Source organism: Albirhodobacter sp. R86504 (assembly GCF_042466415.1).
Classification (GTDB): domain Bacteria; phylum Pseudomonadota; class Alphaproteobacteria; order Rhodobacterales; family Rhodobacteraceae; genus Albirhodobacter.
On sequence record NZ_JAXHCH010000002.1, the window covers coordinates 199,898 to 224,660 of the forward strand.

Below are 24,763 nucleotides of genomic sequence, written 5' to 3' on the forward strand. Positions count from 1 at the left end.
TTTAACTATCGGTCTCTACCCTTTGCGAAACAAAGCGAGGTGCTGATGCATGGTTTGATCAATAGATCGATTCAGGCTTTCTTGATCGAAACCTACGGCCAATCCCAGTGGGATCGGGTGGCCTCGCAGGCGCGCATCAATGCATCAGGGTTTGAGACTATGCTGCGCTATGAAGACGGTTTGACGGAGGCAATTGTCGTGGCCGGTGCCAAGGCCTTGGACCGGCCGATATCTGTCTTTCTGGAGGATTTGGGCGCCTTCTTGGCGACGATTGAAGCCCTGCGCCGCCTTTTGCGATTCGGTGGGCCGGGGTTTTCGGACTTCCTGATGTCTCTCGACGAGATTCAAAGTCGGGGACAGCTTGCGTTGCCGGATCTGGAGTTGCCCGAAATTGTGTTGGAAGACCAATGCGGCGGTAGTTATGAATTCAGCATTCGGGCGGCGCATGCGGGGTGGTCGGCGGTTATGGCGGGTCTCGTGCGGGCAATGGCGGATGATTACGGCGCTTTGGTGCTCATCGAGAGCCAGCGGCCAAAACCGGTCTCGCCAGATCAGTCGGAATGGGTAGAGTATGTGAGTGTTGAGCTTTTGGATGCGAGTTATGTTGAGGGGCGGAGTTTTGCCTTAACGCATCCGGAAGCTGTTTTATGAGTGTGGTCGCGCCGTTTCAGTGGTGCGCGGGAGTGTGTTGATGGACTTGGGTTCGCCTTCACCGGAGCGGGATTTGATCCCCTTGCTTCCGGAAGTTATCGGTCGGCTTATGCCGATGTCATTGTGGATCGACGACGAGCATCGCATCAGGATGCTGGGGCCAACGCTTGAAAAACTGATCGGTAAGGACGCGAAGAACGGCTTGTTCTCGGATCACTTCGATCTTCGTCGCGGAAGGTCGGCATGTCGGGGCGAGCGGCTCGGGGATCTGATCGGCCAACGCCTCCATCTTGTGCCCAAACGGGCGGCGGCGACAATTCTGCGCGGCGTTGCTGTGCCGGTCGGCCTGCCTGGATCGCTCGAGCGTGGCTTTCTGTTTAACACGACCTTCGGCGTTGGCCTGGCGGAAGCGGTTCGGGATCACTCTCTGACGGAGGCCGATTTCGCGCCGAGCGATCTCGCGATGGAATTGCTCTATCTGCAAGAAGCAAAATCGGTTGTGATGGGGGAGCTCAGGGCACTGAATTCTCGATTGGAGACCGCGCGGCAAGTCGCTGAACATCAGGCATTGACCGATCCGTTAACGGGTTTAGGAAATCGGCGGGCATTTGATCAGGCGCTCGCCCGTTCTATCCTACTGACCCAAGACACCGGGACCCCCTTCGCCGTCGCGCATCTTGACCTTGATCTGTTCAAGAGCGTGAATGATACGATGGGCCATGCGGCAGGCGACCACGTGCTTCTCGCGGTTGCCGAGATACTCACATCAGAGACGCGCCGATCGGATGTTGTTGCCCGTGTCGGGGGCGATGAGTTCATGATTTTGATGCGCGGGCGTGCCGATGAGGATGATTTGCAGCGACTAGGCGACCGCATTATCGAGCGGCTGGAACAACCAGTCATGTTTGAGGGCGAGTGTTGTCGGATCTCGGGATCGATTGGCGTCGCGATGTCGCCGAGTTACCCGAATTTATTGGCGGAGGATATTCTCGCGGATGCCGATAGTGCGCTTTATGCTTCTAAACGGCGTGGGCGCGGGCGGTGCACTATTCGGCGTGAAGGCGATGCTATCGCGGAGGAACAGCGCGCTGGGTAACCGGCCTATGTGGCTGCGTGGAAGAAGAGATCGGCAAAACCGCCCGAGTGCGCGGAATTCTGCTTTCATTCCGGGGTGGCTTTCGGCTACGCCTCCAATATGAAACAGGGATTTCCCATTGCCACGCCCGGTATGGTTATCGGATTGCTCGGCGGATCATTTGATCCGGCGCATGACGGCCACGCGCATATCACGCGCGAAGCCTTGAGGCGGTTCGGGCTTGATCGCGTTTGGTGGCTGGTCAGCCCCGGAAACCCGCTGAAAGAACATGGGCCCGCGCCGATGGAGCGCCGCATCGCACGGGCGCGCGAGGTCATGCACGATCCTCGGGTTGAGGTTACGGGGCTTGAGGCCCAACTTGGCACGCGGTTTACCGCCCAAACGTTGGAGAGACTCGTCGCGCTTTACCCCGGTGTTAAGTTTGTGTGGTTGATGGGCGCTGACAATTTGGCGCAGTTCCATCTGTGGGATAACTGGCGCGAGATCATGGCGCAGGTGCCGGTCGGCGTATTGGCGCGCCCTGGCGCACGGCTCGCGGCGCGTGGCTCGGTCGCGGCGGAGATATACGCGACCTCTCGTTTGGGGGCGGAGCAGGCACGAGGCTTGGCGCGCGCGCCCTTGCCGGCGTGGTGTTTTGTAAATGTTCCAATGCGCAGCCAATCCTCTTCTGCGATACGGGCGCAGGGGCAGTGGCCGACGAAGCTTGGTGCATCGTCCACGACATGATACACGCCAATTGGCCTGTATCTGATGGCTATGAGCCGCGTCGTAGAGCGATTGAGGGCGGGAGTGAAGAAATGACCAAGGAATTGGGTTCGACTGCATTTGGTCTTGGTGAGATAGGCTGTTGCGCGAAAGTGTCACGCCGCGCGCTGCTGGGTCAGGCGGCTTTGGGTGGCGTTGCGTTTGCGATCGGCGCAACTGGGCGAGCCACTCCTGTAAAAGCGCAAGGATTGTTGCCCGCAGATTTGGTCGCGGCGGCGCAACTGGGGGGGCAGGTTTCATACGCGGTTGCGGATTTGAAGACTGGGCAAGTTCTTGAAACGATGAATGCCGATCTCGGGATGGCGCCAGCCAGCACGATGAAGGCTTTGACGACCTGCTATGCATTTTCGACCCTTGGCACCTCGTATCGGTTTGTGACGAGGCTTGTCGCGACAGGGCCGATCGCGGGTGGTGTTTTAAACGGCGATTTGATCTTGATGGGGGGCGGCGATCCTACTTTGTCGACCGATGGATTGGCGATCTTGGCGGGCAAGCTGGCGGACCTCGGGGTTACGCGGATTTCGGGCCGGTTTTTGACCTACGGTGGGGCTTTGCCGTTTCGCGAGGAGATCGCCGATGATCAACCCGTCTATGTTGGTTATAATCCGGCCGTCTCGGGGCTTATTTTGAATTACAACCGCGTTCATTTTGAATGGAAGCGCGGGCAAGGTGGGTATCAGCTTGCTATGGATGCGCGCGGCAGTCGCGAGCGGCCGCGGGCGTATACCGTCACGGCGGGGCTCAGCAATCGGGAGAAGCCGGTTTACACCTACGCGCAGACCGGTGGCAAAGAGCAGTGGACAGTCTCGGCGCGGGCATTGGGGTCGGGGGGAAGTCGTTGGCTGCCTGTTCGGGCGCCGGACGCCTATGCCGGCGACGTGTTCCAGACTTTGGCGCGCGCGCGCGGAGTTGATTTGCCCAATCCTGCCGATCTACGCGGCACGCCGCGCGGGCAAGTGATTGCCGATTTGACGTCGGAGCCTTTGAGCGAGATCGCGCGCGATATGCTGCGGTATTCCACCAATATCACGGCCGAAGCCGTGGGTATGACGGCGTCCGCGCAGCTTGGCGTTGCTGGTGGTGGATCAGCGTCCGGGCGTGCGATGAGCTCTTGGCTCAAGCAGACAGCGGGGCTCAAATCCGCCAAGCTCGAGGATCATTCCGGTCTGGGAGTCAACTCGCGGATTTCGGCGCTCGATATGGTGCGGGCCTTGACGGCGCATGGGCCTGCGATCGGTCTGCGGGGGGTGATGCGCGATTTCGGGATGCGAGATGCGCAAGGGGGCGTCATCAAGGGGCACCCGTTGCAGGTGCAGGCGAAGACGGGGACGTTGAACTTTGTGTCAACTTTGGCGGGGTATATGACCGCACAGGATGGCACTGAGCTGGTTTTCGCGGTGTTCACCGGAGATTTGCAACGCCGCGCACGGGCGAAAGACCAAGAAACGCCGGAAGGGTCGGGCGCGTGGGTGCGACGGTCAAAAATTTTGCAATCACGTTTGATCGAGCGTTGGGATGGGCTTTACGGGCGGTAAACGCCCGTTTTGAGCCGCGGGCGCGGCGGTAGCGAGCCGCGCCGTTTGCGAGGTCACATTTTCAAATGGCGCGCGCGGGCGCCGCGTTCAATTGCGGCGGCGTGCAGGCGATCGATATTCAGCTCGAAGCGGATTTCTTCGAGCATCCGCAGCTCGCTTTCCCGCAATGTGCCATCAGCCGCGGCGACGTCACAGGCCAGCGCATAGGCAGTCTCAAAGAACTTTTCAGGCAGGCTTTCGCGCACAATGCCAAACAAGGCCTCCAATCCGTCTTCCTCCTCAAACAAGGCATAGACAGTGCTCGCGACCGGATTGATCCGGTCCAGGTCGTAATCCGCGAAGACTGGCATATGGTTGACCATGCGTTCTATCGCGAGAAGTTCGACCGTGCGGATGTCCTCATCAGAGACGGAAACGGCGACCATGACGGCGACGAGGCTGTCTTGTGGGGAGAGAGCGGCGAGAATCTCGGTCATTTCGGGTCCTTTCGGGACGGAATGCGGGCGGAAGCTGCCCTTGCTGTGGTTCAAAATATTGACGATTGCGACGGCGTTCAATAGGTGGATCAAGCTGGGCGCATGGGGCGCCCCTGAGAGGATTACCATGAGCACTTTGCGCGACGCAGCGATGAACTCCAAAGCTTGGCCTTTTGAGGAAGCGCGCCGGGTGCTCAAACGGTACGAAAAAGCCCCGCCCGAGAAGGGGTATGTTCTGTTCGAAACGGGCTACGGGCCGTCGGGTTTGCCGCATATCGGAACCTTTGGCGAGGTTGCGCGGACGTCGATGATCAAACGTGCGTTCGAACTGATTTCCGATATTCCAACGAAATTGCTGTGCTTTTCGGATGACATGGACGGCATGCGTAAGGTGCCCGAGAATGTGCCGCAGCAGGATCTTTTGACAGAGAATCTCCAGCGGCCCTTGACCAGCGTGCCTGACCCGTTCGGCGAATTTCCGAGCTTTGGCGATCATAATAACGCGATGTTGCGCCGCTTTTTGGACACGTTCGGGTTTGAATACGAGTTCGCGTCTGCGACCGAGTATTATAAAGCGGGCAAGTTCGATGCGATTTTGCTTCTGGCGCTTGAGCGCTACGACGCGATCATGAAAATTATGCTCAGGTCCCTGCGCGAGGAGCGCCGTGCGACCTATTCGTGCTTCTTGCCGATCCATCCCGAGACGGGCCGCGTGCTTTATGTCCCGATGAAATCGGTCGATCCGGTGGCGGGGACGATCACATTCGATGATGAGGATGGTCGCGAGTGGACCCTGCCTGTGACTGGCGGGAACGTGAAGTTGCAGTGGAAGCCTGATTTTGGGGCGCGCTGGGCGGCGCTTGACGTTGATTTTGAAATGTATGGCAAGGATCACGCCGCAAATACGCCGATCTACGGCGGGATTTGCAAAGTTCTTGGTGGTCGCGGGCCGGAGAACTTTACCTATGAGTTGTTCTTGGATGAGAACGGCGAGAAAATTTCGAAATCGAAGGGCAACGGCTTGTCGATTGACGAGTGGCTGACCTATGCGTCGACGGAATCTCTAAGCTATTTCATGTACTTGAAGCCTAAGACGGCGAAACGGATGCATTTCGATGTGATCCCGAAAGCCGTGGACGAATATCATCAGCAATTGCGCGCTTTTGAGACACAAACCGAGGCGCAGCAGTTGGATAACCCTGTCTGGCATATCCACGGCGGGGATGTTCCACAAAGCAAGATGGTTGTGCCGTTCTCGATGCTTCTCAATCTCGCTTCCGTTGCAGGCGCGACGGAGAAGGACGCGCTGTGGGGCTTCATCAAGCGCTACGCGCCAGATGCAACACCCGAGACGCATCCCGATCTGGACCAAGCGGCAGGCTTTGCCGTTCGCTACTTCAACGATTTCGTGGCACCGAGCCGCGTGTTCCGTGCCCCCACGGAAGGCGAGCGCGCGGCGCTGGCCGATTTGGTCACGGCGTTGAAAACCCCCGAGGCGGCATTGGCCGCGATTGCGAAGAAAAACGCGGATATGGGCAATGACGAGCCGCTGCCGGAAGCTGATTTCGGCTCTGACGAATTCTTGCAATCGGTTGTTTTCGCAGTCGGCAAAAACAACGGGTTCGAGAACCTGCGGACATGGTTCCAAGCGCTATACGAGACCCTTTTGGGCGCAAGCCAAGGGCCACGTTTCGGCGGGTTCATCGCGCTTTACGGGGTGAATGAAACGATCGACCTCATCGAGCGCGCCTTGGCGGGCGAATTCGCCCGCTAAAAGCCCACTAGCTGAGATGTCCGGCCCCGTCAGGCTTCTGCTTGGCGGGGCTTTTTCATGGGCGCTTGCACGGGAGGCAGCGCACGGTGCGGTTAAGGTCTCTTTAGTCATTGTTGATAGCTGTCATCACAACCGAGGCACAGGCTTTGGGGGTTTTGAGCCAGAACGACCGATTTCCGGACGCGCGCGGTTGCGTCGGCGGAATAGGGCGAAGGTGGCGGGTATTGGCGAAGGGGATCGTGGATGAATAAGGCGATTACGGATGGGCTGGTTTTCATGCCGTCCGCATTCAGTGCAGGGCTGGGCGTCTGGTCGAGCGAAAACGGAACGACGGGATCGGCTACGTATAATGGCGCGGGCAATGCGGCGATTGTGACGGGCGATCAGGATTTCGGATCGTGTCTTGAACTTGTGAAGCTCTCGAGCACAACCAAGCTGCGCTATATGGGGCAGACGCAGCTATATCCTGGCTGTTATCTCCAAATACGTGCGCGCGTTAAAGCGATGAGCGGGAATCTTCCGTCGGTGCGCATTGCCGGCTACGCGATGAGCGGCTCGACCCATGTATCGGGATTGGTGGAGATCGGCCCGTCGAAAGCTCTGACGGCATATGGCGATATTGTCGAGGTCACGGCGATTGTGGGGACGGGCGCCAAAGGTGGCGTGACTATGGCGTGGGGGACCGCGCCGGTTTATGGGCATTTCGGGCTCGACCTGACGGGGGCGAACGGCGGGATTGTTCGCATTGAGTTGATCGAGATTGAGGACGTCAGCAATATCTACCTGCGCGATATGCTGGATGTGGTGGATGTGAAAGACTACGGAGCCGTCGGGGACGGTGTTACCAATGACATTCCAGCATTTCTAGCGGCGGATGCAGCCGCGAATGGCCGGCAGATTTTTGTCCCCAAAGGGACGTATTACCTCAATAATTCGATCTCCATTTCAGCGCCCGTGAAGTTCGAGGGGACGCTTAAAATGGATCCGTCGAGCCGGTTGGCGCTGTTGTCGAATTATGATTTTCCGACCTATGCGGAGGCTTTCGGGAACGAAGAATTGGGCTTGCGCAAGGGGCTTCAGGCGTTGATGACCTATACAGATCATACGGTGTTTGATCTGTGCGGACGGCGGGTCGAAGTGACAGCGCCCTTGATGGTGTCTGACTATGCGCCCGGGTTGACGACGTGGTCGAACCGCCGCGTGTTGACAAATGGCCAATTGAACGCTGTTGATGGGCCGGCATGGGCGCCTGTGGTTGTGACATCGCAAGCGACCTATAATGTCAACTCGCCCTACGTTCTGACCAATGTGCCCAATATCGCGAATATTAAAGTTGGCTCCTTGATCACGGGCGCGGGGGTCGGGCGCGAGATTTACGTCAAGGCCGTCAATGTCGGCTCGTCGACGATCACGTTGTCAAATCGTCTCTACGGCGGATCGGCTACGCGCACCTTCACCTTTACGCGCAACCAATACATGCTTGATTTCTCGGGCATGGCGCAACTTGATCGGTTCTTTATCGATCAAGTGGAATTCTTGTGCAGCAAGATTTGTTCGGGTGTGTTGTTGGCGCCCGAAGGTGAGATGTTCCACATGCATGATTGCCTGATGTTGCGCCCCAAAGCGCGGGCGATTACGTCGCCGGGCAACGGGTGTCAGGATATGGTGATTGACCGTTGCGAATTCTTGTCGCCCGAGATGGAATTGCCGGTCTCGCAGCGTACCGCTATCGCGTTCAATTCCAACAAGAACGACCTGAAGATCCGTAACAACCGGTTCGTTAATTTCCATCATACGATGGTGATTGGCGGCGAGGGGAGCTTGATCGTTGGCAACCACTGGTTCCAGAGTGATTACGAACCCGACGGCATCCGCACGGGTGGGCTGATCTTCACACAGACCCATGTGAAATCCATTGTGACGGGCAATTATATCGACAATTGCACGATTGAATGGACGAATGAATACGAATCCGATCCCGATTTCGGTGTTCAATATTCGTTTGGCGGGCTGTCACTCACGGGGAATATCTTTACCGCCATCGATGTTGCCCCGTGGTTTAGCTGGCTTGTGGTGAAGCCTTACGGCAGCGGGCATTATCTCTACGGTCTGAATGTTTCGTGCAACGTGTTCCGCACAATTTCGGGAGCGATTGATCGCATCGAAAAAGTCGATACGACCTATGCCGCCCTCGATCATGCGTCAAACCGCAACGTGACCTTCGAGAGCAACACGTATCAGGGTATCACCAATCCGACGATCAATCCGGTGTTGATCCAGCACGATCAGTCGACGGCCCAAACGGTGTGGACGATTGATCCGACGCGCTATCTGCCGTTTGAAGGGCATGCGCGGAAGGTCGAGAGCCTCGTGTGTGAGGGGATGATGACCACTGCGACGGGCGGGCGCGTGACCGAGATGCCGTATGTGTTGACCTCGCAAGGGGCGAGCAAAGACAAAGTCACGGTGAACTGGTCGCAAGCCGTGAAGGGGCGGACCCATCTGAAAATCCGTATGGATAACCCCAATTAACCACTGGTTTGGGGGGCGAGGACTTCGGCGTTTTAATGGGTGAGTTGCGGCGGAAAGGGGCGGGGAACCGCCCCTTTTGGGCATGTCGCGGCGCAGCGAATCACGCAGCGTCACCTAATGCGACGCGAAGGCCACGAGCTGGCTCTACGACACTCTTCGCTGTTCCGGCCTGTTTTGCCTTACCGGTTGGGGAAGCGCTTCAGCTTACGGGGAGGTGCGCGAGCTGACCAATCGCGCCTTACAACTGGTTGATGCAGTATGGCGATTTTCTGCTCGCGGTAGAAAATTTACACATTTATCTTGGTGTAAGTTAAATAATTTACAAGAAAAACATTTTAATAAAAGGGCTTACATGGTGTCGGGCTTCCGGTTTACACTTCCTGTAGGATGGAGGGCGCTGATCGACGGATCGGCGCAGGGAATGGCGTGATCGCGCAGAGCTGATCAGGCTAAAAAAGGAGGACGCCAGATGGCCGATCAAACTCAGGCACCGACAGTTCGTAGCATTCCGGCGGGCTTTGACGGGGCGCATGCCAATGCCGCCAAATATCAAGCCATGTACGCTGAATTGATGTCCTCACCAGAGGCGTTTTGGGGGCGCGAGGGAAAGCGTCTCGATTGGATGACACCCTACACCAAGGTCAAGAACACGGATTTCACGCTTGGTCAGGTCTCGATCAAGTGGTTTGAAGATGGCGTGTTGAACGCTTCGGTGAATTGTGTCGATCGCCACCTTGAGAAACGCGGTGACCAGACAGCGATCATCTTCGAACCTGATGATCCGGCGACGCCTGCCCAGCACATCACCTATCGCCAGCTGTCCGACAAAGTGAACCGGATGGCAAATGTCCTGTTGTCGCAGGGCGTTATGCGCGGCGACCGTGTTGTGATCTACATGCCGATGATCCCGGAAGCAGCTTATGCGATGCTGGCTTGCACACGGATCGGCGCGGTGCATTCGATCGTCTTCGCGGGCTTCTCGCCCGATGCTTTGGCCAACCGGATCAACGATTCCGGCGCGAAGCTGGTGATCACCGCCGATACCGCCCCGCGCGGCGGACGTCGCACCGCCCTCAAATCCAATACAGATGCGGCCTTGCTGCATTGCTCGGACAAGGTGCGTTGCCTTGTGGTGAAGCACACGGGCGATCAGACAACATGGGTTGATGGCCGAGACGTCGATGTGCTGGCATTGATGGAGACGGTCTCGCCCGATTGCCCGCCGCGGCCGATGAACGCGGAAGATCCGCTGTTCATTCTTTACACGTCAGGCTCCACCGGTAAGCCAAAGGGCGTCGTGCACACCACAGGCGGCTATCTGGTTTATGCCGCTATGACCCATCAATACACGTTCGATTACCATGATGGCGACGTCTTTTGGTGCACCGCGGACGTCGGTTGGGTGACGGGGCATAGCTACATCGTTTACGGGCCGCTTGCGAATGGGGCGACGACATTGATGTTCGAGGGCGTCCCGACCTATCCGGACGCAGGGCGGTTTTGGGAAGTGTGCGCCAAGCACAAGGTCAACCAGTTCTACACCGCGCCGACAGCGATCCGTGCGTTGATGGGGCAAGGCACGGACTGGGTCGAGAAGCACGATCTGTCGTCCTTGCGGGTTCTGGGATCGGTGGGTGAGCCGATCAACCCCGAGGCGTGGGTTTGGTATGATACCCATGTCGGGAAGGGGAAATGCCCGATCGTCGATACGTTCTGGCAGACAGAAACGGGCGGCCATATGCTCACGCCGCTTCCCGGTGCGACGGCGACCAAACCAGGTTCCGCGACGCATCCGTTCTTCGGCGTGAAACCAGTCGTATTGGACCCTGCGACGGCAGAGATCCAATCCGAGACGCAGGCCGAAGGCGTGCTGTGTATCTCCGATAGCTGGCCTGGTCAGATGCGGACGCTTTGGGGGGATCACGAGCGCTTCGAGGAAGCTTATTTCAGCCAGTATAAGGGGTATTACTTCACCGGAGACGGGTGCCGTCGCGATGAGGATGGCTATTACTGGATCACGGGCCGCGTCGATGATGTGATCAACGTCTCGGGCCACCGGATGGGGACGGCCGAGGTCGAATCCGCACTTGTGGCACATGCCGCCGTCGCGGAAGCTGCGGTCGTTGGGTTCCCGCATGATATCAAGGGTCAAGGCATCTACGCCTATGTGACCTTGATGAACGATCAAGAGCCCTCCGAGGAGCTTCGCAAGGAGCTGGTCAAATGGGTTCGCTCGGAAATCGGGCCGATTGCGTCGCCGGATGTGATCCAATGGGCGCCCGGTTTGCCCAAGACCCGTTCGGGCAAGATCATGCGCCGCATTTTGCGTAAGATCGCCGAGAACGACTATGGCAGCTTGGGTGATATTTCGACCCTCGCGGACCCGTCCGTCGTGCAGGATCTGATCGACAATCGCGCGAATAAGGTCTGATCGGATGCGCGAGCTAGGGGCACACTCAAAGACGTCGGAAACGGTTTCCAAGCCGCTCGTGTTGATCCTCATGGGGCCTCCGGGGGCGGGAAAGGGGACTCAGGCGCGGATGCTGGAGGATCGCTTCGGGTTGATCCAGCTCTCGACAGGGGATCTGTTGCGCGGCGCGGTGGCTGCGGGCACCCCTGCGGGTTTGGCGGCCAGCTCCGTCATGCAGGCGGGGGGGCTGGTCTCTGACGAGATTGTCCTTGCCGTCTTGCAGGACCGTTTGGCGGAGCCGGATGTCGCGCATGGCGTGATCCTTGACGGCTTTCCGCGCACGCAAGGACAGGCCGCGGCGCTCGATGGTTTGCTAGCGCGCTCGGGGCTGTCGGTCACGGCGGCGATTTCACTGGAGGTCGAGGACGAGGCGATGATCGCACGCGTCGCGGGCCGCTATACCTGTGCCGCTTGCGGTGAAGGGTATCACGACGATTTCAAACATCCCGTCAAGGCAGGTGTTTGCGATAAATGCGGCGGCACAGCGTTCAAGCGCCGCGCCGACGACACAGCGGAAACTGCACGTGCAAGGTTGGAGGCCTACCACGCGCAGACGGCGCCATTGATTGCCCATTACGGGCGTCACGGCGTTTTGGAAACGGTAGATGCGATGGGAGATATCGCTTCGGTCGGGTCCGCACTCGGGGCGATTGTGCAACGCATATCGGCCTGATGAGGGGAGGGACGTGGCCCGAACGGGCCCGTCTGGAGTCACAAAAAAAACAGGGAGTTAAGCAATGGTCGATAAATCTTCGTCCAACGCCTATTGGAAAGCAAACATCTCGACGATCAAAATCTATCTGGTCATCTGGTTCATGTGTTCCTTCGGCTTCGGCATCCTTCTACGCCCGCTCATCTCGGGAATTAAAATCGGCGGCACGGATCTAGGTTTTTGGTTCGCGCAGCAAGGTGCTGTTCTCGTGTTCCTCGTGCTGATCTTCGCCTATGCGGCGCGGATGAATAAGCTCGATCGCGAACACGGCGTAGAAGAATAAGGAGAGCGGGACATGGATCAATTTACCCTTAACCTGCTGGTCGTGGGCGCGACATTCGCGCTCTATATCGGCATCGCGATCTGGGCACGTGCCGGTTCGACCGCAGAATTCTATGCGGCCGGCCAAGGCGTTCACCCGATCATGAACGGCATGGCGACCGGCGCGGACTGGATGTCGGCGGCGTCCTTCATCTCGATGGCGGGCATTATTGCCTTCGGCGGCTATGATACTTCGGCCTATCTGATGGGTTGGACGGGCGGCTATGTGCTTCTCGCAATGCTCCTCGCGCCCTATCTGCGCAAGTTCGGCAAGTTTACCGTTCCGGAATTCATCGGGGATCGCTTCTACTCGCCGACCGCGCGGATGGTGGCTGTTATCTGCCTCATCATCGCTTCGGTGACCTACGTGATCGGCCAGATGACGGGCGTGGGCGTGGCTTTCTCACGCTTCTTGGAAGTCTCGAAGGAAACCGGCCTCTATATCGGCGCGGCGATCGTGTTTGCCTATGCCGTGTTGGGCGGCATGAAGGGCATCACCTACACTCAAGTTGCGCAATATGTCGTGTTGATCATCGCCTACACCATTCCGGCGATTTTTATCTCGCTGCAACTCACCGGCAATCCTGTGCCGGCGCTGGGCCTGTTCTCGGATGCGAAATCCACGGGCGCGCCGATCTTGGAAACACTGAACGGAATGCTTTCGGATCTGGGCTTCACCTCCTACACCGAACAGCATGACACGACCCTCAACATGTTCTTGTTCACCGTGTCCTTGATGATCGGGACCGCGGGCCTGCCGCATGTTATCGTGCGTTTCTTCACCGTGCCGACCGTCGCCGATGCGCGCTCCTCGGCGGGCTGGGCGTTGGTGTTCATCGCGCTTCTCTACCTCACGGCGCCGGCTGTGGCTGCGATGGCTCGGATCAACCTGATCACGACCTTCTACCCCAACGGTACGCAATCCGAGGCGCTCTCGATGTCCGATATCCAGAGCAGCGAGTCGCTCGATTGGGTTCGTAACTGGGAGAAAACCGGACTTCTGGCCTTTGACGACAAGAATGGCGACGGGCTGATCAGCTACGTTGCGGATGCGGATGCGAACGAGCTGACCATCGACCGCGACATCATCACGCTGGCCAACCCTGAGATCGCAAACCTTCCGGGCTGGGTCATCGCGCTGGTCGCGGCGGGCGGTCTGGCGGCAGCTCTGTCCACGGCGGCGGGTCTGTTGATGGCGATCTCCTCGGCAATCTCGCACGATCTGATCAAGGGTCAACTGAACCCGTCGATCTCGGAAAAGAACGAAATGCTGGCGGCACGGATTGCGATGGGTGTTGCGATCGCGGTTGCGACCTATCTCGGCCTCAACCCTCCGGGCTTCGCGGCGCAAACCGTGGCACTTGCCTTCGGTCTCGCAGCGGCTTCGATCTTCCCTGCGTTGATGATGGGGATCTTCTCCAAGCGCATCAACAACAAGGGTGCGGTCGCAGGGATGCTCGCAGGTCTGATCTCGACGCTGCTTTATATCTTCTTGCACAAAGGCTGGTTCTTCATCGCGGATACCGCATCCTTCTCCGATGCGGAGCCGATGTTGCTCTCGATCAAATCGACCTCGTTCGGTGCGATCGGCGCGTTGATCAACTTCGTCGTGGCCTACTTCGTGTCCAATGCGACCGAGGAGCCGCCGCTTGAAGTGCAAGAGCTTGTCGAAGGCATCCGCGTCCCACGTGGCGCAGGCGCTGCGACTGGCCACTAAGCCGCACAGATGAGCATGTTTCGGGCGGCGTCATTGCCGCCCGAAATCACCTCTCAATGCGCGAATAACCTTAAAAGACGGGAGAACTTGATGGAAAAGACCAACCCAGCCGTTCTCGCCTTTTTGCAATCTGTCCATCCCTACGATACCCTGCCGCCTGACGAGCTGGCCCGCGTGGCCCGTTCTTTTTGCCGCATGGTGGTTCCCGCCGGTGAGGTGATTTATGCCTACGGGGATACGATGGCGGGACTCTATCTCGTGAAATCGGGGGGCGTTGAGATCACCGATGCGCACGGGGCGCTGGTGTCTTTGCTGGGGCCGCGCAATTCGTTTGGGGAGCGGGGTCTGCTGCGCGATGGCTTCGCCGCGACCCAAGCCCGCGCGAGCGAGGAGTGCGTCATCTTGCGGTTGCCTGCGCCGCAGTTTCGGGTGTTGATTGCGGCCTATCCCGCTTACGCGCGCTTTTTCAATCGCAAGCGCGGGGCCCGTCCGGCAACGGATATCGCGTTGCAACGGGTTGCTGATCTGATTGCGCGTGCGCCATTATCCTGCGGGCCCGACTTGCAGGTTTTTGACGCCGCGCGGATGATGCGCGATGCGGCCGTGTCCTCGCTCGGGGTTGTCGATGATGCGGGGCAGTTGCTTGGCCTCATCACGGTGCGCGATCTGACGACAAAAGTTTTGGCGGAGGGGCGCGACGCCGCAACGCCGGTGGGCGAGGTGATGACGCGCGATCCGGTGACGCTGCCTCCTTCGGCGCTGGGATCGGATATCTTGCATGTCATGCTCGAACATCGCATCGGTCATTTGCCGATCACCGATGAGGGGCGGTTGACGGGTATGATCACCCAAACCGATCTCACGCGGTTCCAAGCTGTTTCCTCAGCGGTTCTGATCCGCGATGTGGCGCAGGCCGAAACGGTGGCGCAAATGGCGGCCGTCACCGCACAGATTCCGCAACTTCTCGCGCAGCTCGTCGGCGGCAGCCACCGTCACGAGATTACAACGCGGCTGATTACCGATATCGCAGACGCCGTAACGCGCCGCCTGTTGCAAATGGCCGAGGCCCAGCTTGGGGCGGCGCCAGTGCCTTATCTCTGGCTTGCCTGCGGCTCGCAAGGGCGGCAGGAGCAAACTGGCATGTCCGATCAGGACAACTGCCTCGTCATTGATGACGCGGCGACAGATGGCGATATGTTGTATTTCAAGGCGTTGGCCAAGATCGTGTCGGACGGGCTGGATGCTTGCGGGTATTTTTACTGCCCCGGCGACATGATGGCGACGGCGGATCGTTGGTGTCAGCGGCAATCGGTTTGGCGCGGCTATTTTGACCGCTGGATTTCGAAACCCGACACAGAAGCCCAAATGTTGGCCTCGGTGATGTTTGATCTGCGGCCCATTGGTGGCACGGCGCGGCTCTATTCGGATCTGCAATCAGAGGTGCTCAAACGCGCCTCCGGCAATTCCATTTTCGTGGCACATATGGTGTCGAACGCGCTCAAACATACGCCCCCATTGGGCCTGCTGCGGGGCTTTGCAACCATCCGTTCGGGCGAGCATCGCAACCATATCGATATGAAAATGAACGGCCTTGTGCCGCTCGCGGATCTTGGCCGCATTTACGCCCTGCAAGGTCGTCTCCCGCAGGTGAACACGCGCGCGCGCCTCACCGCGGCGGAGGAGGGCGGGGTGATTTCTGTGTCGGGCGCGCGTGACCTGATCGAAGCCTATGATTTGATTGCAGAGACGCGGCTGGAGGCGCAGGCGCACCTTGTGCGTTCGGGCAGAAAACCCGATAACTATCTTGCGCCGTCGGATCTTTCAGATTTTGAGCGCTCGCATCTGCGGGACGCCTTCGTCGTTGTGCGCACCATGCAATCCGCGCTGTCGCAGGGAAAAGGGGTGCTTGGATGATCACGCCCGCCCTCCACCCTCGCCCTTATTTCAGGACTTTCCATGATTAACGACTTCATCTCGATGATCGCAGCCGCCGTGCTTGCGGTGATCTGTGTCTATATCGCCAACCATCTCAGCCGAAAGCTGCGCGGGACCGCTTTGCCAAAATGGGCGATGCCTGCGGCGGCGGGTGTGGCGATGTTGGGGTACACGGTCTATGCGGAATATCGCTGGTTCCCTGATCTTGCTGCGAAATTGCCCGCGCAAACGGTTATCGCGCAACAGGTCGAGAGCCGCATGATTTACCGGCCTTGGACATTCCTTGTGCCCCTGACAACGCGGTTTATCGCGCTGGACCGGATCGTGCCGGAAGGCGATTTCCGACGTGCGGATCTGTTGTTGATCGCGCGCTGGAAGGCCCCCTTGCAGGTTCCGGTAGTGTTCGACTGCGCGCAGTCAAAGAGGGCCGATCTAATCGAGGGCGCGCAACTGGAGGCGGGCGTTCTGACGGGGGCGCAGTGGATCACACTGCCCGCGCAAGATCCGGTGTTGCAAGCTGCATGTGAGGCATAGGAGGGGGACGATTGATGGGGCAAGAGCCGCGCGTGCCGCAGGTTTTGGTGGTCGAGGATGAGGACAACATCGCCATCGCGCTCGATTATCTAATGACGCGCGAGGGCTATCGTTTGGAACGCATCGCCACCGGCGCGGGGGCGGTCGCGAAGATTGCCCAGATGCGCCCCGATCTGGTGTTGCTGGATGTGATGTTGCCCGAAATATCTGGGTTTGAGATCTGCGAGGAGGTGCGGCGTGATCCGGCGCTCTCTGACGTCAAAATCTTGATGATGACGGCACGGGGCTCGGCGATGGAGCGTCGCAAGGGCCTTGCGCTGGGGGCAGACGGGTTCATCGCGAAGCCGTTTGAGTTAGGCGAGTTGCGGGCCGAGGCGCGGCGACTGATCGCGGGCGGCGGCGCGATAGAACATAACTCGCCGGCTGGGCGAGGGGGTGCTGGCGCATGATCGGAGGGCTGTCGATACGCTTGAAACTGCTGCTTATATTTGCGGTCTTGGGTGTCGGCGCGGTCATCGCAGTGAACCTTGCCTTGGTTTGGGGGGCGGCGCGCGCTGCGGCAGAGCAAGCCGTAGGCGACACCTATATGGTCGTTGGCATCGTGGCGAGTTTCGCAATCCTAGCTCTCACGGCCCTGATATGGACCGTGGTAGACAGCCATCTCGCGCGCCCCATAGACCGCCTCACCGGTGAGTTGCGTGCCCGGGCACAGGGCCAAGTCAAAACCCCGATGCCACTCGACGCGATGGCATATATGGGGGATCTTGCGCGGGCGGCGCAGGACGTGACGCAGCGGCTGACGCAAGCGCAAGGTGCCCTCACAGACTTTGTTGACCGCGAAACCCGCGCCATCGCATCGCAAAAGGATTGGCTGGAGGCGCTTCTGGATGATGTTCCGGCAGGTGTCTTGCTATGCTCCAATGATCATAAGCTTGTGTTCTACAACGGAAAAGCGGTTGATCTTCTGGGCGGGATGGATGCGCAAGGCCAAGGCCCGGCATTGGATCGCAGCGTGTTCGACTACCTGCATGAGCCGCCCGTCCGTCACGCATTTGAGCGCCTAATGAGCGCATATGACCGCGACGGGGCGTCAGACTTGTTGTGTAGCGCGAAGAACGGCGGCGCTATTTTGGGCGCGCGGATGCGGTTGCTCGGCCACGCGGGGCAGACCGGCCCGACCACGCTCCGTGTCGGACAGCCGGCCTTCGCGAGCGGCTATGTTTTGACCCTGCATGATGTCTCGCGCGATCTTGCGGCCCAGACAGCGCGCGATCAGTTGATTGACGAGATGTTCGAGCGAGTCCGCCGTCCGGCAGCGGCGATCCGGTCGCTGGTTGGGGTGCTGACAGAGGCGGACGGACCACAAGGAGAGGCGCGCGAAAAGATCCGTTCCGCCGCCCATAGCGAAGCGGGGCAGCTTTCTTCGGCAATTCACGAACTTTCGACGCGGCGCGAGGCGTTGCGGGACGCCACGGCCGCATTGGGCCTGTCGGTCCGTGCGTCGGATTTGCTGGACGCCGTGCGTGCGCAGATTTTCGGGCGAACAGACGCGCCTTCGACGTCCGCGTTGCCGGATTTGATGGTGGTCGCCGCCCCGCTCATCTTGCGCTGTGACGGGTTTTCTATGGTGTCATTCCTGAGCAGCCTTTTGCGGATGGTTCAAAAGGGCGATGAGACCGCGCCGAGACGCGGTTTTAGATTGGAGATCGTTGAGGAGGGAGCCGGTGCGATGATTTCCCTCGAATGGGATGGCCCGCCACTCCCGCTCAACGATCTGGAGCGTTGGCTTGATCTGGCCGTCATGCCGGCTGCGGGCGCCGGTCCAAGCGGGTTGCAGCAGGGGGGGCAAACCGGTCGCCAGATTTTGACGCAATTGGGGACAGATATTTGGCCGGAGCGCATCGGGGGGCAAGCCGTGGGCTTTAACGCGGGTGATCCGCAGGGCGAACGTGGGCGGATTTGCCTTCCCGTGCGATCCGCCCGCCGTGCGGTGCAACCCGTCGCCGCTTTGCCGCGTCGCGCGGCGTATGATTTCGACTTGCTCAATAAATCGCGCAACACTGATCTTCATGACACGTTGCTTGATGATCTGGTTTACGTCGTGTTCGATACCGAAACTACCGGCCTGCACAGCGAGCGCGGCGACGAGATTTGTCAGATTGCCGCTGTGCGCATCGTGAATGGCCGGCGTATCGGGGGCGAGGTGTTCGATACGCTGGTGAACCCGCAGCGGCCCATACCGTCGGCCTCGACCAAGGTGCACGGAATTACCGATGCGATGGTGTCAGATGCGCCGATGATCGCGCAAGTCGGGCCGCAGTTCCACGCATTCGCCCAAGACGCCGTGCTTGTCGCGCATAACGCGCCGTTTGATCTGGCGTTTTTGCGTCGCAGATCGCACGAGATGGGCGTGGAATTCGATCATCCGGTGCTCGATACGGTGCTGCTGTCCGCGGTGATTTACGGGCAATCAGAGGTTCATAGCCTCGACGCGCTTACGCATCGTTTGGGGATCACCATCCCGCAAGAGGTTCGCCATACGGCCTTGGGCGATACGGTTGCAACGGCGGAGGCGTTTTTGAAGCTGTTGCCGGCGCTCAAAGCGCGGGGCATTGCGACATTCGGGGATGTCGTCGCGGCGCAGCGACAGCATGGCCGGCTTTTGAAAGACATGAACAGCTAAAGCCCGCAATGATCGCTAAGAAAAGAGATCGAGCACCGCTTGCGGAGGCCTTCCGATCGCGGCTCGCGTTTTATGCAGTACCAAGGGCCGCTCGATCAATTTCGGATTTGCGACCAGCGCGGCGAGGATTACCGCATCGTCCGCATCCGGAGCAGGCGCGCCGTCTTCTTTGGCGCGCAGCAACGCCCGCGCCGAACCGAGGCGTTCGGCTGCGTCGCGCAAATCTTCAAGAGAGGGCGGATCTTGCAAGTATAGACGAATTTGAGGCGCATAACCCTCGATCAACGCGAGGGTCTCGCGTGATTTCGAACATCTCGGATTGTGCCAGATCACAGTTACAGCCAATCGGCGCGCCCCGTGCCGACGGCGTCTGCGACATTGGCGAACCCGTCGCGCGCAAGGCGCGCATCCAGCCCGCGCGCGATCTCGGAAACCAGCGAGAGGCCGCCGTAAACCAACGCGGAATAGAGCTGCACCGCCGAGGCGCCCGCCCGGATTTTCTCATAGGCTTGATCGGCTGTGCTGATCCCGCCGACACCGATCAATGGGATGCGGCGATCTGTCAGCTTCGAGAGCTGCGCCAGCACGCGGGTCGACTTCTCGAACAAAGGCGCGCCGGACAGCCCGCCCGCTTCGCCTTTATACGAGGAGGTCAGCCCGTCGCGCGAGAGCGTGGTGTTGGTCGCGATGATCCCGTCAATCTTGGACGACAGAGCGACCTCCGCGATCTCTTCGATTTCCTCAATCGACAAATCGGGCGCGATTTTCAGGAATACGGGGATCTTGCGATGCAGCCCGTCGCGCACATCCGTCACCCCTTTAAGCAGCGCGGTGAGGGCTTCTTTCCCTTGAAGGTCACGCAGCTTCTCGGTGTTGGGCGAGGAGACGTTCACGGTCGCGAAATTGATATGCGGTCCGGCATGGGCAAGAACGCGCGCGAAATCGGCGGCGCGGTCCTCGCTGTCTTTATTGGCCCCAAGGTTGAGGCCCACCGGAATATCGGCGGACAGGCCGCTTGGGCGGGCTTTGAGGCGCGCAGTGATGGCCTCCATGCCTTGATTGTTGAATCCGAAACGATTGATCACGGCGCGGTCTTGCGTCAGGCGGAACAGGCGCGGCTTTGCGTTGCCCTCTTGCGGGCGCGGCGTCGCGGCCCCGACCTCAAGAAACCCGAAGCCCGCGCGCATCAACGCGCTCACAGCGGTGGCATTTTTGTCCATGCCCGCCGCAAGTCCGACGGGGTTCGGCATCGCCAAGCCCGCGACATTGGTCGCAAGGCGCGAGGAGCTCACAATTCCGCTGAGCGGAACAAAACCTGCCGTCATCGCCTTGAGCGAGAGGGTGTGGGCGGTTTCTGGATCTAGACAATGGAGTGCTTTGAGCCCCGCGCGTTCGATCAGTTTCACGTCATGTCCTTCGGAAATTGGTGGCCGTCAGGGCCAAGCGGTAGGTCCGCGACCCACAGGCAATCGGCGCGGGTTAGCGCGCGATAGAGATGTGGGAACAACTGCCCACCGCGCGATGGCTCCCACACGAGTGCGTCTTTGAGTGTCTCTGCGTCAAGCGCCACGAGCACCAGATCGTCTTCGCCCGCAAAATGCTTCGCGGCGGTTTCAGCGGCCTGATCTTTGGTCGAGAAATGGATATACCCATCGGCCAAATCGATGGACGCGCCGAGGGTTTCGCCCTGCGCATCGAAGGTCGCCCATTCGGGGCGGCGGAAAATCTTATAAATTATCATTCCCGTCAAATGCCCTGTGCGCTAAAAATGGTCAATCCCGCTTATCGGGGAGGCGATAGATGAATCGCCGCGTACTATGACGTTACGTCACATAACTGTCATATCAGTGTCGTGCCGATTTGCGAGACGGATTGTGCAAACGGCTTTTGACAGGCCGCCTGAACTTGCGCCACAGTTTGACCATTCGGACAAGTTTAAGACCCGCGTCCACATCTATCTTTTCCAAACGGAGGATTCCTCATGAAAGCACGCCTTCTCGCAACCGCCGCCCTGATCGCGTTGAGCGCAGGCGCCGCGAAGGCCGATTTCGCGCTGACCGTCTTGCACACCAACGATTTTCACGCGCGATTTGAACCGATCAGCAAATATGACAACACATGCGATGCGGAGACGATCGCGGCGGGCGAATGCTTCGGTGGCACGGGGCGCCTCGTTTCGGCGGTGGCCGAGGCGCGCGCACGGGCCGAAAATTCGATCCTCGTTGACGGGGGCGATCAATTCCAAGGCACGCTTTTCTACACTTATTACAAAGGAAAAGTCGCAGCCGAGATGATGAATAAACTCGGTTATGACGGGATGACAGTCGGCAACCACGAGTTCGACGACGGTCCCGAAGTGCTCGCAGGCTTCATGGGTGCTGTCGAATTCCCGGTTCTGATGTCCAACGCGGATGTTTCGGCCGAGCCGGCGCTGGCAGGCAAGCTGATGAAATCGACCGTGATCGAGCGGGCGGGCGAGAAAATCGGGATGATCGGTTTGACCCCTGATGACACGCATGAGCTGTCTTCTCCGGGCAAAAACGTGACCTTCTCCGATCCGATTGAGGCCGTGCAAGGGGAGGTCGACAGGCTTACCAGTGAGGGTGTGAACAAGATCATCGTTCTGTCGCATTCGGGATATGACGTCGATCAGAAGATTGCGGCGCAAACGACGGGCGTGGATGTGATCGTGGGCGGCCATGATAACGCGCTGTTGTCGAATACGATCGAGGGCGCGAAGGGCCCTTACCCGACCATGGTGGGCGATACGGCAATCGTTCAGGCCTATGCCTACGGTAAGTTCTTGGGCGAGTTGAATGTCGTCTTCGATGACGAGGGCAAGATCAAGGAAGCTGCGGGCGAGCCGTTGTTGATGGATGGCGAAGTGCCTGAGGACAGCGAAACGGTTGCGCGCATCGCCGAGCTGGCCATCCCGCTCGACGAGATCCGCAACAAGGTCGTTGCGGAAACCGTGGAAGAAATCGATGGATCGCGCGATCTGTGCCGCTCGGCCGAATGCCCGATGGGGACGTTGATCGCGGATGCCATGCTGGACCGTGTGAAAGACCAAGGCATTCAGATCGCGATCCAAAACGGCGGCGGCGTGCGGTCTTCGATCGATGCGGGTCCGGTGACGATGGGCGAGGTTTTGACCGTGCTGCCATTCCAAAACACCCTCTCGACGTTTGAAGCCAAAGGCTCGACCATCATTGCGGCGCTGGAAAACGGCTTGAGCCAAGCAGAAGAAGGTGCGGGCCGCTTCCCGCAAGTTGCAGGGATCAAGTTCACGTGGGATATCAACCAGCCTGCGGGACAGCGCGTTAGCGAAGTTCTGGTTGAGGGGGCGGACGGGTTCGCGCCCATCGATGAAGCTGCAAGCTACGGCGTTGTTACCAATAACTACCTGCGCAATGGCGGGGACGGCTATGCGGTGTTTGATGCCGAGGGGACGAACGCCTATGATTTCGGCCCTGATCTGGCCGATGTTCTGGCCGAGTTCATGATCGCATCCGGCCCTTACCAGCCTTATGTGGATGGCCGCATAACCAAAAAATAACGCACACCAAGCTTTGATGTCCGTGGCGCGCAGGGGCTCTCTTGCGCGCCATTGGTTTATCCGGCGAGGGCGCGCGTGCGCGGATTTGAACGTCTGCCATCAAAACGCCGCCGCAAGTGCAATTTTTGCCGCGCGGTCTCTTGCACTCGCCCCGCGAGCGATTGTATAGACGGAGGGCAACGCGGGCGTTGTGTAATGGTAAGACCTCAGCCTTCCAAGCTGATGACGCGGGTTCGATTCCCGCCGCCCGCTCCAAAATCCCCCCATATCTTTATGCCTTTATCGCCTGAGACTCAGCATTTGCTGGGGCGTCTCTATGTCGATTCAAAAAACCCGCCCACCCTTCACGCCAATGAGGGACGCGCGAAGGGTGGACGGGGGCGCGGAAGGCAGTTGCGACACCTCTTCCGGTAATCCGTGTCGGGCAGCCGCCCGCCTATTTCGTTAGAATCAACTTGCCCGCGCGGGTGATGCGTAGCGTGTAGATCTTCCCGTCGAGATGGATCAGCGCCTGCGCGCCGCCTTGGGTAAGGGATTGCGCGTCATGCACCGGTAGGTCGGTCATCGGCAGGGCATGACGCGCGCGATCTTCAACGCGGGGCGCCTCATCTGCTGCCGGATCTCTGGCCGGATGCATTTCGGCGCGGTGGATGCCGCCACGTGCCGCATCAATCTTTGCGCTCAACGTCCGGGTCATGGCGGCGCCGACGGCGGGGCTCAGGCTCAATGTATCGGGGAAGGGCGTGCGTGCGTTCATGACATGGCCTCTATACGGTCAAGAAATTGGGAGAGTCCGCCTGCGGAAAAAACGGAGGCGAGGCACGTCAGCGCGCATCCCAGATGGCAGGCGTTTGCGCGGAAACGTTGACGGTTGAGCGCGGTCATCAAGGGCATATCGTTCTCCGTTCTTGCGGCGTGGCGCCGAGGGTGTGGTGTATGTTTATATTTCTGACTTATTTAGTCGGGATTGTAAATCTGATTCTTTTACACAGGCAATTGCGCGGGGCCGATGGCGCTCGCGGACATGAAAAAGCCCCGCCTGATAACCAGACGGGGAGGCTGAAGGGGCGGATCAATGACGGGAGTCAGTGATGGGCTGTCAGAACCATTGCCCAGGCTCCATCAGTCCCAAATCCATCAACTGCTGCGAGTGCCATTCGAATGGCACCGAGTGGTACCATTTGAATGTGGTGATATCGAAGGTCGATCCCGGATTGAACTTGAGCGCCTTTGCGACGCGGAAAGAGGCGACCACGGCGGTCAGATTGTGGTGCCAAGGGCAGGCGTAGGTGTTGTATTCCTCGACGTTGAACAAGTTGCCATTTTGCAATTCCAACCCTTTGGCCGCGCGAAAAAGCGCAACACGATCGATCTTGCGGCGTTCTTTGGGCACGAATTCTTCGAACCGCCACCGCAAGCCACCGTGGAAATCAAGCTGGCGGTCCTTGATGGACCCGTCGGCGTCTTTGCGGGCGAGGGCGTAATAGCCGGATTTGTCGATCATCGCGTTTTGCAAGTCGACGGCGTTAGGGGCGGTGTCGAGATCGGCGGCATAGAGATCGACCGCATAGGCGAGCATCGCGCTGCGGCGTTCCTCGGTATGGAAGGCCAGCAGCTCTGCCACGGTCCGCGTTTCACAAAATGGAAAGAACAGATATTCCGCATTATAGCAGTAATAAATCCATGTGCCTGGCGGGACCTCGGAGATCAGCCTGTTCACGGCGCTCGTCACGGCATTGGGCTTGAACAGATCGTATCGAACGCGGTGAATTTTGCTGCTCATCTCGTCGGGCAGCGACAGCGCCGCCGGTGCGAAGACGATCACCGGTTTGAAGCCCGCCTTCAGATGGTATTGGATTGTGCTCTCCACCTCTATGAGATCCTCGACAAAAATCATCGCAACCGGCCCCTTGAATGCGCCGGGCTCGGCGTTTGCGATAAAGTCGTCGAGGGAGGTGTAATCCATATCAAGATACTCTGAACTGGTCGGTTGGGGGCGCTTAAAC

The 24,763-nt window shown here is 59.1% G+C and carries 21 protein-coding genes and 1 tRNA gene; 16 read left to right on the forward strand and 6 right to left on the reverse strand.

Annotated features, from left to right (window positions below; all coding sequences use genetic code 11):
• Nucleotides 1-45 precede the first annotated feature (45 nt).
• The 4 genes from SJY32_RS03035 to dacB all read left to right on the forward strand — a co-directional run bounded on the left by SJY32_RS03035 (nucleotide 46) and on the right by dacB (nucleotide 4,047).
• Nucleotides 46-651, forward strand: a complete 606-nt coding sequence (locus SJY32_RS03035) for a heme NO-binding domain-containing protein (protein ID WP_376871440.1) — start codon at nucleotides 46-48, stop codon at nucleotides 649-651.
• A gap of 40 nt (nucleotides 652-691) precedes the next feature.
• The gene (locus SJY32_RS03040; RefSeq protein ID WP_376871442.1) at nucleotides 692-1,747 is read left to right on the forward strand and encodes a diguanylate cyclase domain-containing protein; all 1,056 of its coding nucleotides are present in this window, start codon (nucleotides 692-694) and stop codon (nucleotides 1,745-1,747) included.
• A 99-nt stretch (nucleotides 1,748-1,846) separates the two neighbouring features.
• The gene (locus SJY32_RS03045; protein ID WP_376871445.1) at nucleotides 1,847-2,473 is read left to right on the forward strand and encodes a nicotinate-nucleotide adenylyltransferase; all 627 of its coding nucleotides are present in this window, start codon (nucleotides 1,847-1,849) and stop codon (nucleotides 2,471-2,473) included.
• A 71-nt stretch (nucleotides 2,474-2,544) separates the two neighbouring features.
• Nucleotides 2,545-4,047: a D-alanyl-D-alanine carboxypeptidase/D-alanyl-D-alanine-endopeptidase gene (gene dacB, locus SJY32_RS03050; RefSeq protein WP_376871447.1), complete on the forward strand. Its 1,503-nt coding sequence runs from the start codon at nucleotides 2,545-2,547 to the stop codon at nucleotides 4,045-4,047.
• A gap of 53 nt (nucleotides 4,048-4,100) precedes the next feature.
• On the opposite strand, the gene SJY32_RS03055 is transcribed toward dacB, so the two are convergent.
• Nucleotides 4,101-4,523, reverse strand: a complete 423-nt coding sequence (locus tag SJY32_RS03055) for a tellurite resistance TerB family protein (RefSeq protein WP_376871449.1) — start codon at nucleotides 4,521-4,523, stop codon at nucleotides 4,101-4,103.
• 127 nt (nucleotides 4,524-4,650) lie between these two features.
• Here SJY32_RS03055 and SJY32_RS03060 point away from each other — a divergent pair, with 127 nt between their 5' ends.
• The 10 genes from SJY32_RS03060 to SJY32_RS03105 all read left to right on the forward strand — a co-directional run bounded on the left by SJY32_RS03060 (nucleotide 4,651) and on the right by SJY32_RS03105 (nucleotide 19,201).
• Nucleotides 4,651-6,297, forward strand: coding sequence for a lysine--tRNA ligase (locus SJY32_RS03060; RefSeq protein WP_376871452.1), 1,647 nt, complete (start codon nucleotides 4,651-4,653; stop codon nucleotides 6,295-6,297).
• A 243-nt stretch (nucleotides 6,298-6,540) separates the two neighbouring features.
• The gene (locus SJY32_RS03065) at nucleotides 6,541-8,829 is read left to right on the forward strand and encodes a glycosyl hydrolase family 28-related protein (protein ID WP_376871454.1); all 2,289 of its coding nucleotides are present in this window, start codon (nucleotides 6,541-6,543) and stop codon (nucleotides 8,827-8,829) included.
• 469 nt (nucleotides 8,830-9,298) lie between these two features.
• A complete protein-coding gene (gene acs, locus SJY32_RS03070) occupies nucleotides 9,299-11,260 on the forward strand; it encodes an acetate--CoA ligase (protein ID WP_376871456.1) in 1,962 nt (653 codons plus the stop codon).
• A gap of 4 nt (nucleotides 11,261-11,264) precedes the next feature.
• Nucleotides 11,265-11,972 (forward strand): adenylate kinase, encoded by a 708-nt coding sequence (locus tag SJY32_RS03075; RefSeq protein ID WP_376871459.1) that lies wholly within the window; start codon nucleotides 11,265-11,267, stop codon nucleotides 11,970-11,972.
• A gap of 64 nt (nucleotides 11,973-12,036) precedes the next feature.
• Nucleotides 12,037-12,294: a DUF4212 domain-containing protein gene (locus tag SJY32_RS03080; protein ID WP_376871461.1), complete on the forward strand. Its 258-nt coding sequence runs from the start codon at nucleotides 12,037-12,039 to the stop codon at nucleotides 12,292-12,294.
• 12 nt (nucleotides 12,295-12,306) lie between these two features.
• The gene (locus tag SJY32_RS03085; protein WP_376871464.1) at nucleotides 12,307-14,049 is read left to right on the forward strand and encodes a sodium:solute symporter family protein; all 1,743 of its coding nucleotides are present in this window, start codon (nucleotides 12,307-12,309) and stop codon (nucleotides 14,047-14,049) included.
• Between the two features lie 90 nt (nucleotides 14,050-14,139).
• Nucleotides 14,140-15,963 (forward strand): putative nucleotidyltransferase substrate binding domain-containing protein, encoded by a 1,824-nt coding sequence (locus SJY32_RS03090; protein WP_376871467.1) that lies wholly within the window; start codon nucleotides 14,140-14,142, stop codon nucleotides 15,961-15,963.
• A 42-nt stretch (nucleotides 15,964-16,005) separates the two neighbouring features.
• On the forward strand, nucleotides 16,006-16,518 hold the full coding sequence (locus tag SJY32_RS03095; protein WP_376871469.1) for a hypothetical protein: 513 nt from the start codon (nucleotides 16,006-16,008) through the stop codon (nucleotides 16,516-16,518).
• Nucleotides 16,519-16,532: 14 nt separating this feature from the next.
• The gene (locus SJY32_RS03100; RefSeq protein ID WP_376871471.1) at nucleotides 16,533-16,967 is read left to right on the forward strand and encodes a response regulator transcription factor; all 435 of its coding nucleotides are present in this window, start codon (nucleotides 16,533-16,535) and stop codon (nucleotides 16,965-16,967) included.
• Nucleotides 16,964-19,201 carry an exonuclease domain-containing protein gene (locus tag SJY32_RS03105; RefSeq protein ID WP_376871473.1) on the forward strand — a complete coding sequence of 746 codons (2,238 nt, stop codon included), beginning with the start codon at nucleotides 16,964-16,966 and terminating at the stop codon, nucleotides 19,199-19,201. Before SJY32_RS03100 ends, SJY32_RS03105 begins: the two co-directional genes overlap by 4 nt.
• Before the next feature lie 15 nt (nucleotides 19,202-19,216).
• Here the strand turns inward: SJY32_RS03105 and SJY32_RS03110 are convergent, their stop codons facing one another.
• The 3 genes from SJY32_RS03110 to SJY32_RS03120 are packed head-to-tail and all read right to left on the reverse strand — an operon-like array spanning nucleotide 19,217 to nucleotide 20,942.
• Nucleotides 19,217-19,546, reverse strand: a complete 330-nt coding sequence (locus SJY32_RS03110) for an ArsC/Spx/MgsR family protein (RefSeq protein WP_376871475.1) — start codon at nucleotides 19,544-19,546, stop codon at nucleotides 19,217-19,219.
• Nucleotides 19,537-20,607 carry a quinone-dependent dihydroorotate dehydrogenase gene (locus tag SJY32_RS03115; protein ID WP_376871477.1) on the reverse strand — a complete coding sequence of 357 codons (1,071 nt, stop codon included), beginning with the start codon at nucleotides 20,605-20,607 and terminating at the stop codon, nucleotides 19,537-19,539. Before SJY32_RS03115 ends, SJY32_RS03110 begins: the two co-directional genes overlap by 10 nt.
• Entirely contained in the window at nucleotides 20,604-20,942 is a 339-nt protein-coding gene (locus SJY32_RS03120) for a DUF952 domain-containing protein (protein ID WP_376871479.1), read from the reverse strand. Before SJY32_RS03120 ends, SJY32_RS03115 begins: the two co-directional genes overlap by 4 nt.
• A 240-nt stretch (nucleotides 20,943-21,182) precedes the next feature.
• Here SJY32_RS03120 and SJY32_RS03125 point away from each other — a divergent pair, with 240 nt between their 5' ends.
• Together SJY32_RS03125 and SJY32_RS03130 are read left to right on the forward strand one after the other, a co-directional pair.
• The gene (locus SJY32_RS03125) at nucleotides 21,183-22,757 is read left to right on the forward strand and encodes a bifunctional metallophosphatase/5'-nucleotidase (RefSeq protein ID WP_376871482.1); all 1,575 of its coding nucleotides are present in this window, start codon (nucleotides 21,183-21,185) and stop codon (nucleotides 22,755-22,757) included.
• 181 nt (nucleotides 22,758-22,938) lie between these two features.
• Nucleotides 22,939-23,012 (forward strand) — tRNA-Gly (locus SJY32_RS03130).
• 181 nt (nucleotides 23,013-23,193) lie between these two features.
• On the opposite strand, the gene hemP is transcribed toward SJY32_RS03130, so the two are convergent.
• Both hemP and SJY32_RS03140 read right to left on the reverse strand, forming a co-directional pair.
• Nucleotides 23,194-23,322 (reverse strand): hemin uptake protein HemP, encoded by a 129-nt coding sequence (hemP, locus tag SJY32_RS03135; RefSeq protein ID WP_376877539.1) that lies wholly within the window; start codon nucleotides 23,320-23,322, stop codon nucleotides 23,194-23,196.
• A gap of 534 nt (nucleotides 23,323-23,856) precedes the next feature.
• A complete protein-coding gene (locus tag SJY32_RS03140; RefSeq protein WP_376877542.1) occupies nucleotides 23,857-24,723 on the reverse strand; it encodes a hypothetical protein in 867 nt (288 codons plus the stop codon).
• Nucleotides 24,724-24,763: the final 40 nt, after the last annotated feature.